The organism is Planomonospora alba (assembly GCF_039534085.1).
In the GTDB taxonomy this organism is placed as follows: domain Bacteria; phylum Actinomycetota; class Actinomycetes; order Streptosporangiales; family Streptosporangiaceae; genus Planomonospora_B; species Planomonospora_B alba.
In genome coordinates this window covers 113409-127258 of sequence record NZ_BAAAUT010000002.1, presented here as the reverse complement: position 1 = coordinate 127258, position 13850 = coordinate 113409, and the positions used below count along the sequence as shown (strand labels likewise).

Sequence of the window (13850 nt, the reverse complement as noted above, 5' to 3'; positions counted from 1 at the left end):
GGCGGCATGGACGGTAGAGAGGAAGGGCGGCGGCCGGGGGTCGGCCACGCCGTTGCGGAGGGGACGAGGGTGACCGAGAGCAGGGCCGGGAGCGGCGCGGAGGCCGCGGACGGAGCCGGTGCGGTGAGCGGATCCGGGGCCGGTGCGGGGAGGACCGCCGACGGCGGAGGGCGCGGTGCGGGCGCCGGGTCCGGCCACGGCGGGGCCGGAGGCGGGGGCGAGCCCGGGTCGTGGCGGCTGCTGCTGGGCTACGTCCGGCCGTACCGGAAGGTGCTCGCGCTCGGCGGCGTGCTGAGCCTCGTCAGCTCGCTGGCCGGGCTGGCGATGCCGCTGCTGGCCAAGGCGGTGATCGACGCCTTCGGCGCGGAGCGCTCCCTGACCGGGCCGGTGCTCGGCCTGACCGCCGCCGTGCTGGCGGGCGCGGCCGTCGGCGCCCTCGGCCGGTACGTGCTGGAGCGCATGGGCGAGGGCATCGTCTTCTCCGCCCGCCGGGGCCTGGTGGACCGCATGCTCCGGCTGCGCGTCTCCGAGGTGGACCGGCTCAAGCCCGGTGACCTGCTGGCCCGGGTCACCTCCGACACCACCCTGCTCCGCGCCGTCTTCACCGACGGGATCGTCGAGTCGGTCGGCGCCGTCTTCGTGCTGGTGGGCGCGGTCGTGATGATGGCGCTGATGGACGGGTTCCTGCTCCTGGTCACCTTGGCGGTGCTCGTCTGCGTCGGCGGGCTGGTGGGCCTGGTCATGCCGCGCATCCAGCGGGCCACGGTCGAGGCGCAGGCCGCCGTCGGGGAGATGGGCGCGGTGCTCGACCGGGTGCTGCAGGCCTTCCGCACGGTCAAGGCGAGCGGCGCCGAGGAGCGGGAGATCGCCGCCGTGGAGGAGGCCGCCCGCGAGGCCCGCGACCGCGGCGTCGCGGTCGCCTGGTGGAGCTCGATCGCGGGCATCTCGGCGTGGGTCGCCGCGCAGTTGGCCTTCGTGGCGGTGCTCGGCATCGGCGGGGCGCGCGTCGCCTCCGGCGAGCTGGAGGTGTCGTCGCTGATCGCCTTCCTGCTCTATCTCTTCTACCTGGTCGCCCCTGTCGGCCAGCTGGTGCAGGGCGCGACCCAGGTGCAGAGCGGTCTGGCCGCGGTCCGGCGGATCCGCCAGGTCGAGGAGCTCCCCGTCGAGGAGCCCGCCCGCCCGGTGCCGGGCGGCGGGGCCGCCGCGGCTCCCGGGACGGCTCGTCCGGCCGCCGCGCCGTACGCGGAGGCGGTCGCGGGGCCGGCGGCGGGATCCGCCGGCGCGGTCCGGGCGTCCCGGACGGTGCCCGCCGGGGTGGTGTTCGAGAACGTGTCCTTCCGCTACGGCGACGACCGGCCGGTGGTCCACCGGGAGGTGTCCTTCGAGGTCCCGGCGGGCGGGATGACCGCGCTGGTCGGCCCCTCGGGGGCGGGCAAGTCCACGGTCTTCGCGCTGCTGGAGCGCTTCTACGAGCGCACCGCCGGCAGGATCGCGATCGACGGCCGCGACATCCGCGACTGGCCGCTGGCCGGGCTGCGGGCGGCGCTCGGCTACGTCGAGCAGGACGCGCCCGTGCTGGACGGCACGCTCAGGGAGAACCTGGTCCTGGCCGCCCCGGACACGGTGGAGGCCGAGATCCGCCGGGTGCTCGCGCTGACCCGGCTGGAGGACCTGGTCGCCCGTCTCCCCGAAGGGCTGGAGACCATGGTGGGCCACCGCGGCATCATGCTCTCCGGGGGCGAGCGCCAGCGGGTCGCCATCGCGCGGGCGCTGCTGCGCAGGCCCCGGCTGCTCCTGCTGGACGAGGCCACCTCCCAGCTCGACGCGGTCAACGAGCTGCGGCTGCGCGAGGTGATCGCCGAGGTGGCGAAGGAGACGACCGTGCTGGTGATCGCCCACCGGCTCTCCACGGTGACCGGAGCCGACCGGATCGTGGTGATGGAGGGCGGCCGGGTCAGGGCCGTCGGCACCCACGACGAGCTGCTGGCCGGTGACGACCTCTACCGCGAGCTCGCCGCCACCCAGTTCCTGCTCCCCGCCGGGACCGGGGCGGAGCTCGCCGCCGGGGTCGAGGCGGGGGTCCCGGACGGGGGCGCGGCCGGGACGACCGGCGGGGCCGCCGCCGGGACCGAAGGCCGGACGGGGGCGCAGGAGACCACCGGCCGGACACGGGCATCCGTGGACTCCTGACCGGTTCCGGGTTCCGGTAATGGACAGAACACGGCAAATAACGTCAAAGATCGGTTTCTTCCCTCATGGCGGGGCATCCCGCCTGCTACGGAGTCTCTCCTCCGTTCACGGGCGCGTCAGGCGCCCGCCGTGCCGATCTCACCGGCCCGTCCGTGCGGGGCGGGCCGCTACGGCGGCCGGCAGGTAAGAGGGCGCCCCGGGGAGCCGTTCCCCGGGGCGCCCGCCGTCCACCGGGTTGACCCGTGGCCTGCGAGTGACAAATATGAATGCATTCATTCATGCCATGAGGAGGCTCGGTCATGACCGGCAGCCGGACCGTCCGCGCGCCGCGCGGCACCACGCTCACCGCCAAGGGGTGGCCGCAGGAGGCGGCGCTCCGCATGATCTGCAACAACCTCGACCCCGAGGTGGCCGAGCATCCGGAGCGGCTGGTCGTCTACGGCGGCTCGGGCAAGGCCGCCCGGGACTGGCGCTCCTTCGAGGCGATCACCCGCACGCTCACCTCGCTGGAGGGCGACGAGACGCTGCTGGTGCAGTCCGGCCGCCCGGTCGGCGTCTTCCGCACCCACGAGTGGGCGCCCCGGGTCCTCATCGCCAACTCCAACCTGGTGCCCGACTGGGCGGACTGGGAGGAGTTCCGCCGCCTGGAGGCCGCGGGCCTGACCATGTACGGGCAGATGACCGCCGGCTCGTGGATCTACATCGGCACCCAGGGCATCCTGCAGGGCACCTACGAGACCTTCGCCGCCGTGGCCGCCAAGCGGTTCGGAGGGTCCCTGGCCGGCACGATCACGCTGACCGCCGGGCTGGGCGGCATGGGCGGCGCCCAGCCGCTGGCCGTCACCATGAACGGCGGGGTGGCGATCTGCGTCGACTGCGACCCGCGCAGCATCGAGCGGCGGATCGGGCACCGCTACCTCGACGTGCGCGCCGCCGACCTCGACGAGGCGCTCCGGCTGGCCTACGAGGCGCGCGACGCGCGGCGCCCGCTCAGCATCGGCGTCGAGGCCAACGCCGCCGAGGCGGTGCCCGAGCTGCTGCGCCGCGGCGCCGAGATCGACGTCGTCACCGACCAGACCTCGGCGCACGACCCGCTGATGTACCTGCCGCTCGGCGTGGCCTTCGCCGACATGGCCGCCGAGCGGGACAAGGACCCGGCGGGCTTCACCGCGCGGGCCCGCGAGTCCATGGCCCGGCACGTGGAGGCGATGGTCGGGTTCGCCGACGCGGGCGCGGAGGTCTTCGACTACGGCAACTCCATCCGCGGCGAGGCCAAATTGGCGGGCGTGCAGCGTGCATTCGATTTCCCCGGCTTCGTGCCCGCCTACATCCGGCCGCTGTTCTGCGAGGGCAAGGGCCCGTTCCGCTGGGCGGCGCTGTCGGGGAACCCCGCCGACATCGCCAAGACCGACCGGGCGATCCTGGAGCTGTTCCCCGACAACGAGCCGCTGGCCCGGTGGATCCGGATGGCGGGGGAGAAGGTGCACTTCCAGGGACTGCCCGCCCGGATCTGCTGGCTCGGGTACGGCGAGCGGCACCTGGCCGGCGAGCGGTTCAACGACATGGTGGCCTCCGGCGAGCTCGAGGCCCCGGTCGTGATCGGCCGCGACCACCTCGACTGCGGCTCCGTGGCGAGCCCGTACCGCGAGACCGAGGGCATGCTCGACGGCTCCGACGCGATCGCCGACTGGCCGCTGCTGAACGCGATGCTCAACGTGGCCTCCGGCGCGGCGTGGGTCTCCATCCACCACGGCGGCGGCGTCGGCATCGGCCGGTCGATCCACGCGGGCCAGGTCACCGTCGCCGACGGCACGGCGCTCGGCGCCGAGAAGCTCCGCCGGGTGCTCACCAACGACCCCGGCACGGGCGTGATCCGGCACGTCGACGCCGGCTACGACGAGGCCGCCGCGGTCGCGCGGGAGCGCGGCGTGCGCGTCCCGATGCGCGAGACCGGAGGGGAATGACCGCGCGGGCCGGCCGGTTGGAGGGGACGTGGGCGACGGACTCGATCGACTCCTTCAGGGCCGGAGGCTCTCGCCGGTGCAGCGGCGGATCGCGCGCTATCTGGACGGCAACCTCGCCGAGGCGATCTTCCTGTCGAGCGTGGAGCTGGCGGACCGCGCCGGGGTGAGCCAGCCGTCGGTGACCAGGTTCGCCATGGCGCTCGGGTTCGCCGGCTACCCCGAGCTCCGGCAGGCGCTGCGGCCCCTGGTGGTCGGCGGGGCCGAGGGCGCGGAGGCCGGGGGAGGCGCCGCGGCCCCGGAGGCGGACGGCCGCGGCGCGGCGCCCGCCGCGGCGCCTGCCGCGGGGCGGGGCGCGGGGCGGGCCAACGACCTGCAGGCCGCGATCGACGCCGAGATCCGCAACCTGTGCGCGGTCCGCGAGACGCTGGCCGACCCGTCGGCCGTCACGGAGCTGGGCGCCGCGCTGGCCTGCTGCGAGCCGCTGCCGGTGCTCGGGCTGCGGGTCTCCAGCGGCCTGGCCACCACGTTCGCCTACTACGCCCGCCGGATCCACCCGGACGTGCGGCTGCTGACCCACGGCGGGTCGGAGCTGGCCGACGGCCTGCACGCCGCCCGCCGCGCGGGAGCGGCCTGGCTGCTGGCGGTGGTGCTGCCGCGCTACCCGGCCGAGGCCGTGGCGGCCCTGGCGGACGCCCGGGGGCTGGGGCTGCGGACCGCTGTGATCACCGACCGGCGGGAGGTGCCGTTCGAGGCGGACGTGGTCCTCGCCGCGCCGGTCGGCGAGCGGCTGGTGTTCGACTCGCACGCGGCGCCGCTCGCCCTGGCCATGGTGCTGGTGGAGGCCATGGCGGACGCGGCGCCGCTGCGCACGCAGGCGAGGCTGGAGGAGTACGAGCGCATGACCGACCAGGCCGGGACCTTTCTGTCCTGACGGCTCCGCCCTGACCGCGCCGGGGCCGTCCCCACCGCCGGCGGCGGGGACGGCGGGGCGCCGAGGGCCGGTACGGCTCCGCCGTCCGCGCCTACCCGGCCAGCTTCCGCAGCGAGCGGAGCGACCAGGTCAGGGTGAGCACGCTCAGCGCCAGGAAGAGGCCGAAGGCGACCGGGACGGTGCCGTCGGAGAAGTCACCGGCGAACAGGGCGCGGCCCGCCTCGACCGCGTAGTAGAGCGGGTTGAACCTCGCCACGGCCTGCATCCAGTCGGGGGCGACCGAGATCGGCAGCATCAGACCGGACAGCAGCATCAGCGGGACCAGGAAGAACTGCACGATCTGCGACATGCCGTTCTCGTCGCGCACCGCCAGCGCCAGGCCGTACGAGAGGTTGGCCGCGAACAGGCCGGCCGCGGCCATGAGCAGCAGCACCAGGCCGACCGCGGGCAGGCCGACCCGCAGGCCCATCAGCGCGGCCACGCCCAGGATGATCAGCGACTGGAGGACCAGCATGATCACGTCCTTGGCCACCCGGCCGAGGACGATCGCGGGCCGCCACGCCTGGCTGACCGCGAGCCGCTCCAGCACCCCGTTGCGGGTCTCGTTGATCATGCCGAACCCGGAGAACATCGTGCCGAACAGGGCGATCATCACCAGCGCGGCCGGGGTGAACATGACCAGCGCCTCCTCCAGGGTCCCGTTCGGGGTGATGCTGGTCAGCAGCGGGGCGAACAGCAGCAGGTAGAGGATGGGCTGCATGATGCCGAACAGCGGCCAGACCGGGTTGCGGCGCAGGATCCCGAGCTCGTGGCCCAGGAACAGCATGGTGTGTCGGAATCTCATCGGGAGGGTCGTTCCTCTCGGTCAGGCGGCGTCGCGCAGCGAGCGGCCGGTGTGCTTCAGGAAGACGTCGTCGAGGGTGGCCCGCTCCAGGGAGATGGAGCGGATGGCCAGGCCGGCGCCCTCCAGGGCGCGCAGCAGCGCCGGCAGGTTGTGCTCGCCGTCGTCGAGGTAGGCGCGCAGGCTCTCGCCCTCCGCCTGCGTCTCCGCGATGTACGGCTGGGCGTCCAGCAGCGCGCGGCCCGTGGCCGGGTCGTCGAGCCGGAGCGTGACGACGTCCCCGGCGATCTCCTTCTTGAGCGCCGCGGGGGTGCCCTCGGCGACGACCTTGCCGTGGTCGACGATGACCAGCCGGTCGCAGAGCGCGTCGGCCTCGTCCAGGTAGTGGGTGGTCAGCAGGACGCTGGTGCCCTGCTCGCGCAGGGCGCGGATCTCGTCCCAGAGGTTGGCGCGGTTCTGCGGGTCGAGGCCGGTGGTGGGCTCGTCCAGGAAGACCAGCGGCGGCCGGTTCACCAGGCCGATGGCCAGGCTGAAGCGGCGCTTCTGGCCGCCGGAGAGCGTCTTCACCGGCCGGTCGGCGATCTCGGTCAGGCTGAAGGCGGCCATCAGCTCGTCCGCGCGGGCCGCGGCCCGCGCGCGGGAGAGCCCGGCGATGCGCCCGGCCATGACCAGGCTCACGCGGCCCGGGGCGTTCTCGTCGACCCCGCCGTTCTGCCCGACGTAGCCGATGTTCTCCCGGACCTTGGCGGCCTGCTTCACCACGTCGTACCCGGCCACCTTCGCGGTGCCCGAGGTGGGGACGGTGAAGGTGGCCAGCATGCGGACCGTGGTGGTCTTGCCCGCGCCGTTCGGGCCGAGGCAGGCGAAGATCTCGCCCTCGCCGACGGACAGGTCGATGCCCCGAACGGCCTCGACCTCCTCGGCCTTGCCGCGTCCCCGCCTGGCGACGAAGGTCTTGCGCAGGTCGTGCGCTTCGATGATCATTTGGTCTCCGTTCGTGAGGGATGCCGAGCATGGGGCCTCCCCCCGGGGGAGGCGCAAACGGTTTTCCGCCCGCAGGCCCCGCCGGGGCCCGGGGCGGTCGTGCGGCGCAGGGCGGTCCGGCCCGTTCCGGAGGGCTCCGCTCAGGGGAGCTCGCCCCTGGCGACCCTCTCCAGGGCCTCTTCGATCCAGTCGAGCTGCGCCTGGAGCTGGGCGGCGTTGAGCCGCAGGGTCTCGTCGACGTGGCGGGGGGCGTCGTGGGCGCGCTTGGCCGCGATCGCCCGGTCCAGCATCCCGACCGAGGCCCGCAACTGCACCGCCCGGCCCTTCATCGCCGCGGTGAGGTCGGCGGGGGAGAGCCGGTTCATGAAGGTCAGGGCCACCTGGAAGGGGTCCACGATGGGCTTGATCTCCCACCAGTGGTTCATCAGCAGCAGCGCGAACTCCGCCCGGCCGGCCTCGGTGATCTCGTAGACGGTCTTGCCGCCCCGGCCCTCCTCCACCCGGCGCAGCAGGCCCTCGTCGGCCATCCTGCCGAGCCCGTGGTAGATCGAGCCGTAGGCCACGCTGGCCCATTTGTCGGCGCCCCAGGTCTCCAGGCGGCGCCGTACCTCGTAGCCGTGGAGCGGGCCGTCGAGGAGCACACCGAGGAGGAGGACGCGCGTGGAGGAGGACATGCTCAAATTTATACTCAAATTTGTATAGGTCGTCAACCGCGGGCGCCTCCGGACGGCGGAGAAGGGGGCCATAGGCTGGGCGGCATGTCAGAACGACCGACCGCGTTGATCACCGGAGCGTCCCGGGGGGTGGGGGCCGCCGTGGCCCGCGCCCTGGCACCCACCCACGACCTGCTGCTCGGCGGCCGCGACCGCGACGCGCTGGAGGGCATGCGGGCGGAGCTGCCGGGCGCCGCCCGGCCCTGGCCGGTGGAGCTGACCGCCGTCACCGAGGCCGACGTCGCCGGGATCGACCGGCTCGACGTGCTGGTGCACAGCGCCGGCGTGGTGACGCTGGGGCGGATCGGGGAGACGCCGGCCGAGGTGTGGCGGCGCACCCTGGAGGTCAACGTGGTCGCGGTCGCGGAGCTGACCCGGCTGCTGCTGCCCGCGCTGCGCGCCGCGGGCGGCCACGTCGTGCTGGTCAACTCCGGCGCCGGGCAGCGGGCCAACCCGAACTGGGCGTCGTACGCCGCCAGCAAGTTCGCGCTGCGGGCCTTCGCCGACGCGCTCCGCCTGGAGGAGCCGGGCCTGAGGGTGACCACGGTCTACCCGGGGCGGGTGGACACCGACATGCAGCGCGGGGTCCGGGCCCAGGAGAAGGGCGACTACCAGCCGGAGAAGTACCTGCGGGCGGACTCGGTGGCCCGCGCCGTGCTGGCGGCGGTGACGGCCTCCCCGGACGCGCACGTCACGGAGATCACCGTCCGGCCGTCGGCCGGTCCCGCCAACTGAGACGCCGCCCGGGGCGCGGCGGAGGACGGGGCCCCGCCGGCCGGACCGGCCGGAAGGCTCGCCCCGGGGGTCCGGCGGGAAGGCGCGCTCGCGCCCGGACGCGGCGGAGGGCGGGGCGCGGCCGCGCCGCACCCCGCCCTCCGTGCCCTCCGTGCCCTCCGCGCCCGGCCGCGCGAGGCCCCGCGCGGCCGGGCCGGGGGAGGCTCAGCAGCTCAGGTTGCCGCCCGGAGCCACCCCGAGGATCTGGGTGAACTTCTGGTAGGCGTTGATCCGGCTCTGCACCTGGGCGGGGTTGCGGCCGCCGCACTCCAGGCTGCCGTTGATGCTGCGGATCGTCTCACCGAAGCCGCGCCCGTTGACCATGGCGCTGTGCCCGGTCATCGTGCCGGGGCCGTTCTGGGTCATCCAGTACCAGATGGCGGTCTTCCAGGCCACCGCCGGGTCGGTCTGCACCAGGTTCGGGTTGTTCAGCAGGTTGATGCCGAGCGCGTCGCCGGCCGCCTTGTAGTTGAAGTTCCAGCTCAGCTGGATCGGGCCGCGGCCGTAGTACGCCGACTGGCCGGCCGGGCAGCCGTAGGGCTGGCTCCGGTCGCAGTAGTGCGAGTAGTTCGCGGTGTTCTGCTCGACCACGTGCACCAGGCCGCCGGTCTCGTGGTTGATGTTGGCCAGGAAGGCCGCCGCCTCCTGCTTCTTCACCGTGTCGCCGCCGGTCCTGGCGAAGGCCGGGTAGGCGCTCAGCGCGTCGACCAGGCCCTTGTAGGTGTAGAAGGGGTTCCGGCTCGGGAACATCTGGTTGAACTGAGCCTCGCTGACGACGAAGCCCGACGGGTTCGACGGGGCGGGCGTCGTGGGGGCGGGGCTGGAGCCGCCGCAGGTGTAGGGCTCCCAGTACCACGTGCTGATGACCGGGTCGTAGCCCGGGTTGGCGTGCTCGGCCCTGTACAGCTTCCCGTCGGTGTACCTGACGACGTCACCGGCGGCGTAGGACCGGCCGGCCACCCAGTCCGGGTGGTTGCACGAGCCGGACGCGGGCGGCTGGGACGGCGTCGACGTGCCGCCGCCGCAGGTCCCCTTGTCGGCCCAGACCCCGGAGGAGCCGCCCGGGGTCTCGTTCTGGGTCCACCACTTGGCGGTCCAGTTGCGCCCCTTGTAGGAGACGGTCGCACCGCCGTGGTAGGCCGCGGCGGAGTTCCACGCGGCCGCGCAGTCCGCGGCGGCGGCGGGGGACGCCGGCAGGACGACCGTCAGCGCGCCCGCGGCCGCCGCGGCCGCGAGAGACGACATGATGCGCTGTCTCGACACCTGATCACTCCTCGGTGCGGCATGGCCGCACGTGTTCCGTACGGCCGCGCGGCCGTACACGTTCGACGGTTGGAGGGCCGGACCGCCCGCGCGCCGCACCGCGGCGTTCCGCCGGACGGGCCGGAGAAGGAAGCCCGTGTGCCCGGCATGCTGGCAGATCCCGCCTTAACGCCGCCTTAAGTGATCCTTTCGGTCGGCATATCGCTCGCCCCTCTCGCCATTGAATGACTTCATTCACATAATGGGAGGGTGTTCGACGAGATGTGGGGTGCCATCGAGCACCTCGGACGCGACGGCCGGACCGGCGGCTACCTGCGCGACGCGTGGTCGGCCGCCGACCTGGAGCTGCGGGAGTGGTTCCGGCAGGAGGCCGCCCGCCGCGGCCTCGACCTGCACCAGGACCGCAACGGCAACCTCTGGGCCTGGCGGGGCGACCCCTCGCGGCGGCCTGGCGTGGTCACCGGCAGCCATCTCGACTCGGTGCGGCAGGGCGGCGCCTTCGACGGCCCCCTCGGGATCGTCTCCGCCTTCGCCGCCCTCGACCTGCTCGACCGCCGGGGCTTCGCGCCCGCGCGGCCGCTGGGGATCGCCTGCTTCACCGACGAGGAGGGCGCGCGCTTCGGCGTGCCGTGCGTCGGCTCCCGGCTGCTGACCGGGGCCCTCGACCCCGACCGGGCCCGCGGCCTCACCGACGACGAGGGCTCCTCCCTCGCCGAGGTGCTCCGCCGGGCCGGGCGCGACCCCGGCGCCCTCGGCCGGGACGACGAGACCCTCGGCCACGTCGCCGCCTTCGTCGAACTCCACGTCGAGCAGGGCCGCGGGCTCGTCCACACCGGCTCGCCGGTCGGCGTCGCGAGCACGATCTGGCCGCACGGCCGCTGGCGGTTCGGCTTCCGCGGCCGCGCCGACCACGCGGGCACCACCCGCCTGGCGGACCGCGACGACCCCATGCTGCCCTTCGCCCGGACCGCGCTGCACGCCCGCGAGGCCGCCCGGCGCGGCGGCGTGGTCGCCACCTTCGGCAAGCTGCGCGTCTGGCCCGGCAACGCCAACGCCGTCCCCGGGCTGGTCACCGCCTGGCTGGACGCCCGCGGCGGATCCGAGGACGCGGTCCGCGCCCTGGTCGCCGAGTTGGCGGAGTTCTCCGGGGCCGAGGTGACGGAGGAGTCGTGGACGCCCGCCGTGGACTTCGACGCCGTGCTCCGGGACCGCCTGGCCGCGGTCATCGGGGCCGCGCTCGCCCGCCCCGCGGCGGGCGCGGAGGTGGCGGGCGCGGGGGTGGCGGGCGCGGGGACGGCGGGTGCGGAGACCGCGGGCGGCGCGGACGGCGAGCGGGCGGGTGCGGCCGGTCCCGTCCCCGTGCTGCCCACCGGAGCCGGGCACGACGCCGGGATCCTCGCGGCCGCGGGGGTTCCCGGCGCGATGGTGTTCGTGCGCAATCCAACGGGCATCTCACATTCTCCGGAAGAACACGCGGAGGCGTCCGACTGCCACCTGGGCGTCCTCGCCCTCGCCGCCACCTTGGAGGAGCTGTGTCGGAGCTGAGCTACTGGTGCGAGCTGGCCTGGCTGCCGCCCGGGGAGGTCGCCGCGGGCGTCGTCGTCACGGTCGCCGGCCCGCGGATCACGGAGGTCGCCCCCGGGGTGACCGAGCCGCCGCCGGGAGCGGTCCGGCTGCGCGGCCTCACCCTCCCGGGCCTGGCCAACGCCCACTCCCACGCCTTCCACCGCGCGCTGCGCGGGGTGACGCAGGCCGAGCGGGGCAGCTTCTGGACCTGGCGCGACCGGATGTACGGCCTGGCCCGGACCCTGGACCCCGACTCCTACCTCCGGCTGGCCACGGCCGTCTACGCCGAGATGGCGCTGGCCGGCGTCACCTGCGTCGGGGAGTTCCACTACCTGCACCACGCTCCGGACGGCACGCCGTACGACGACCCCAACGCCATGGGGCACGCGCTCGTCGCGGCGGCGCGCGAGGCCGGGCTCCGGATCGCGCTGCTGGACTCGTGCTACCTGAGCGGCGGGATGGGCGTCGCGCTGGACGGCGTGCAGCACCGGTTCGCCGACGGCGACGCCGAGCGGTGGGCCGCGCGCGCCGAGGCCCTGCGCGCCGCCTACGCCGGCGCGCCGGACGTGGAGATCGGCGCGGCCGTGCACTCGGTCCGCGCCGTCCCGCCCGAGCACATGCGCGCGGTCGCGGCCTTCTCCCACCAGCACGGGGTCCCGCTGCACGTCCACGTCTCCGAGCAGCGGGCCGAGAACACCGCCTGCGTGGAGATGTACTCCGCCACGCCCGTCCAGGTGCTGCACGAGCACGGCGTGCTCGGCCCGCGCACCACCGCCGTGCACGCCACGCACGTCACCGAGGCGGACATCGCGCTGCTCGGCCAGTCCACCACGTACGTGTGCATGTGCCCGACGACCGAACGGGACCTGGCCGACGGCATCGGCCCGGCCCGGGCGATGCACGACGCGGGCTCGGCGATCACGCTCGGCTCCGACAGCCACGCGGTCGTCGACCTGTTCGAGGAGGCCCGCGCGGTCGAGCTGGACGAGCGGCTGGCCAGTGAGCGGCGCGGCCACTGGCGGGCCGCCGAGCTGCTGACGGCCGCCACCGCCGCCGGGCACGCCTCGCTGGGCTTCCCCGACGCCGGCACGCTCTGCCCGGGGGCCTGGGCCGACCTGGTCTCGGTCCGGCTCGACTCGGTCCGCACGGCCGGCGCGGGCGCCGCCGGGGCCGCCGAGGCGGTGGTCTTCGCCGCCACCGCCGCCGACGTGCACTCGGTGGTCTCCGGCGGCCGCCAGGTGGTCGCCGAGGGCCGCCACGTCCTCGGCGACGTGGGCGCGCTGCTGGAGACGGCCATCGGCGAGGTCCGAGGGGCGGCGGTGTGACCAGCACGCTCTTCGACCGGATCGGCCTGCTCTACACCGGCGACCCCGCCAGGGAGGAGATCCCCGGCGCCGCGCTGGTCGTCGAGGACGGCCGGGTCGCGTGGACCGGCCGGGCGGGTGACGACCCCGGCGCGGACGAGCGGGTGGACGCCGGCGGCCGCTGCGTGATCCCCGGGTTCGTCGACAGCCACGCCCACCTGGTCTTCGCCGGGGACCGCACCGCCGAGTTCACCGCCCGGATGTCGGGGGAGCGCTACACCGCCGGCGGCATCCGCACCACGGTGGAGGCCACCCGCGCCGCCACCGTGGCCGAGCTCGCCGCGCGGACCGCCGCCCTGGTGGCGGAGATGCTCGCCCAGGGCACCACCACCGTGGAGATCAAGAGCGGCTACGGGCTCACCGTGGAGGACGAGCGGCGCTGCCTGGAGGTGGCCCGGGGGTTCACCGAGGAGACGACGTTCCTGGGCGCGCACGTCGTGCCCGCGGAGGCCGCCTCCGCCGACGACTACGTCCGCACCGTGACCGGCGAGATGCTCCGGGCCTGCGCCCCGCACGCGCGGTGGGTGGACGTCTTCTGCGAGCGCGGCGCCTTCGACGCCGACCAGAGCCGGGAGATCCTGACCGCCGGGGTGAAGGCCGGGCTGCTGCCGCGGGTGCACGCCAACCAGCTCGGCCACGGGCCGGGCGCGATGCTCGCCGCCGAGCTGGGCGCCGCCTCCGCCGACCACTGCACCCACCTGTCCGACGCCGACGTCGACGCGCTCGCCTCGGCCGGGGTGGTCGCCACGCTGCTGCCCGGGGCGGAGTTCTCCACCCGCTCGCCGTACCCGGACGCGCGCCGGCTGCTGAAGGCCGGGGTGACCGTCGCCCTGGCCACCGACTGCAACCCGGGCTCCTCCTTCACCTCGTCCATGCCGTTCTGCGTGGCGCTGGCCGTACGCGAGATGGGCATGACGCCGCTGGAGGCGGTCCGGGCCGCCACGCGCGGCGGAGCGGCGGCCCTGCGCCGCACCGACGTCGGCACGCTCACCCCCGGGGCCCGCGCCGACCTGGTGATCCTCGACGCGCCGTCCTACGTCCACCTCGCCTACCGGCCGGGGGTCCCCCTGGTGCTCCAGGTCTGGAGACAGGGGCGCCGCGTCGTCTGACCGGCCCCCGGCCAGGAGGCTTCCGGCGGCGCCGTTTGGGCGGCGCCGGCCGGGGTAACCCGCACTGCTCGTGTCGCCGCGCCCGGAGGGCATCCTCCTTGAGGAGGAAAGTGAAACCGTTCTCCGGGCGTAGCTCTTTAGGGAATCTTTG

General features: G+C 74.8%; 11 protein-coding genes. 7 read left to right on the top strand and 4 right to left on the bottom strand.

Going from position 1 to position 13850, the window contains the following annotated elements; translation table 11 throughout:
• Window positions 1-69: 69 nt before the first annotated feature.
• The 3 genes from ABD823_RS01615 to ABD823_RS01605 all read left to right on the top strand — a co-directional run bounded on the left by ABD823_RS01615 (window position 70) and on the right by ABD823_RS01605 (window position 5085).
• Window positions 70-2190 (top strand): ABC transporter ATP-binding protein, encoded by a 2121-nt coding sequence (locus tag ABD823_RS01615; RefSeq protein WP_344855061.1) that lies wholly within the window; start codon window positions 70-72, stop codon window positions 2188-2190.
• 299 nt (window positions 2191-2489) lie between these two features.
• Window positions 2490-4154, top strand: a complete 1665-nt coding sequence (gene hutU / locus ABD823_RS01610) for a urocanate hydratase (protein WP_344855059.1) — start codon at window positions 2490-2492, stop codon at window positions 4152-4154.
• A gap of 28 nt (window positions 4155-4182) precedes the next feature.
• Entirely contained in the window at window positions 4183-5085 is a 903-nt protein-coding gene (locus tag ABD823_RS01605; RefSeq protein WP_344855057.1) for a MurR/RpiR family transcriptional regulator, read from the top strand.
• Between the two features lie 91 nt (window positions 5086-5176).
• Here ABD823_RS01605 and ABD823_RS01600 read toward each other — a convergent pair whose 3' ends face one another.
• From ABD823_RS01600 to ABD823_RS01590, 3 genes are all read right to left on the bottom strand, one after another.
• Window positions 5177-5929 (bottom strand): ABC transporter permease, encoded by a 753-nt coding sequence (locus tag ABD823_RS01600; protein WP_344855055.1) that lies wholly within the window; start codon window positions 5927-5929, stop codon window positions 5177-5179.
• Window positions 5930-5950: 21 nt separating this feature from the next.
• Entirely contained in the window at window positions 5951-6910 is a 960-nt protein-coding gene (locus tag ABD823_RS01595; protein WP_344855053.1) for an ATP-binding cassette domain-containing protein, read from the bottom strand.
• A 140-nt stretch (window positions 6911-7050) separates the two neighbouring features.
• A complete protein-coding gene (locus tag ABD823_RS01590; RefSeq protein ID WP_344855051.1) occupies window positions 7051-7584 on the bottom strand; it encodes a PadR family transcriptional regulator in 534 nt (177 codons plus the stop codon).
• A gap of 84 nt (window positions 7585-7668) precedes the next feature.
• Between ABD823_RS01590 and ABD823_RS01585 the strand changes: the two genes are divergently transcribed.
• Window positions 7669-8358, top strand: coding sequence for an SDR family oxidoreductase (locus ABD823_RS01585; protein ID WP_344855049.1), 690 nt, complete (start codon window positions 7669-7671; stop codon window positions 8356-8358).
• Window positions 8359-8562: 204 nt separating this feature from the next.
• Here the strand turns inward: ABD823_RS01585 and ABD823_RS01580 are convergent, their stop codons facing one another.
• Window positions 8563-9660 carry a glycoside hydrolase family 19 protein gene (locus ABD823_RS01580; protein WP_344855047.1) on the bottom strand — a complete coding sequence of 366 codons (1098 nt, stop codon included), beginning with the start codon at window positions 9658-9660 and terminating at the stop codon, window positions 8563-8565.
• 261 nt (window positions 9661-9921) lie between these two features.
• Between ABD823_RS01580 and ABD823_RS01575 the strand changes: the two genes are divergently transcribed.
• The 3 genes from ABD823_RS01575 to hutI are packed head-to-tail and all read left to right on the top strand — an operon-like array spanning window position 9922 to window position 13699.
• Window positions 9922-11205 (top strand): allantoate amidohydrolase, encoded by a 1284-nt coding sequence (locus ABD823_RS01575; protein ID WP_344855276.1) that lies wholly within the window; start codon window positions 9922-9924, stop codon window positions 11203-11205.
• Window positions 11193-12551 carry a formimidoylglutamate deiminase gene (locus ABD823_RS01570; RefSeq protein WP_344855044.1) on the top strand — a complete coding sequence of 453 codons (1359 nt, stop codon included), beginning with the start codon at window positions 11193-11195 and terminating at the stop codon, window positions 12549-12551. The genes ABD823_RS01575 and ABD823_RS01570 overlap by 13 nt, the downstream gene beginning before the upstream one ends.
• Entirely contained in the window at window positions 12548-13699 is a 1152-nt protein-coding gene (hutI, locus tag ABD823_RS01565; RefSeq protein WP_344855042.1) for an imidazolonepropionase, read from the top strand. Before ABD823_RS01570 ends, hutI begins: the two co-directional genes overlap by 4 nt.
• Window positions 13700-13850: the final 151 nt, after the last annotated feature.

What these genes read in the sequence shown, in the direction of transcription:
- ABD823_RS01595 (WP_344855053.1), bottom strand. Translation starts at nt 6,910, where the DNA reads ATGATCATCGAAGCGCACGACCTGCGCAAGACCTTCGTCGCCAGGCGG.
- hutU (WP_344855059.1), top strand. Translation starts at nt 2,490, where the DNA reads ATGACCGGCAGCCGGACCGTCCGCGCGCCGCGCGGCACCACGCTCACC.
- ABD823_RS01575 (WP_344855276.1), top strand. Translation starts at nt 9,922, where the DNA reads ATGTGGGGTGCCATCGAGCACCTCGGACGCGACGGCCGGACCGGCGGC.
- ABD823_RS01590 (WP_344855051.1), bottom strand. Translation starts at nt 7,584, where the DNA reads ATGTCCTCCTCCACGCGCGTCCTCCTCCTCGGTGTGCTCCTCGACGGC.
- ABD823_RS01600 (WP_344855055.1), bottom strand. Translation starts at nt 5,929, where the DNA reads ATGAGATTCCGACACACCATGCTGTTCCTGGGCCACGAGCTCGGGATC.
- ABD823_RS01585 (WP_344855049.1), top strand. Translation starts at nt 7,669, where the DNA reads ATGTCAGAACGACCGACCGCGTTGATCACCGGAGCGTCCCGGGGGGTG.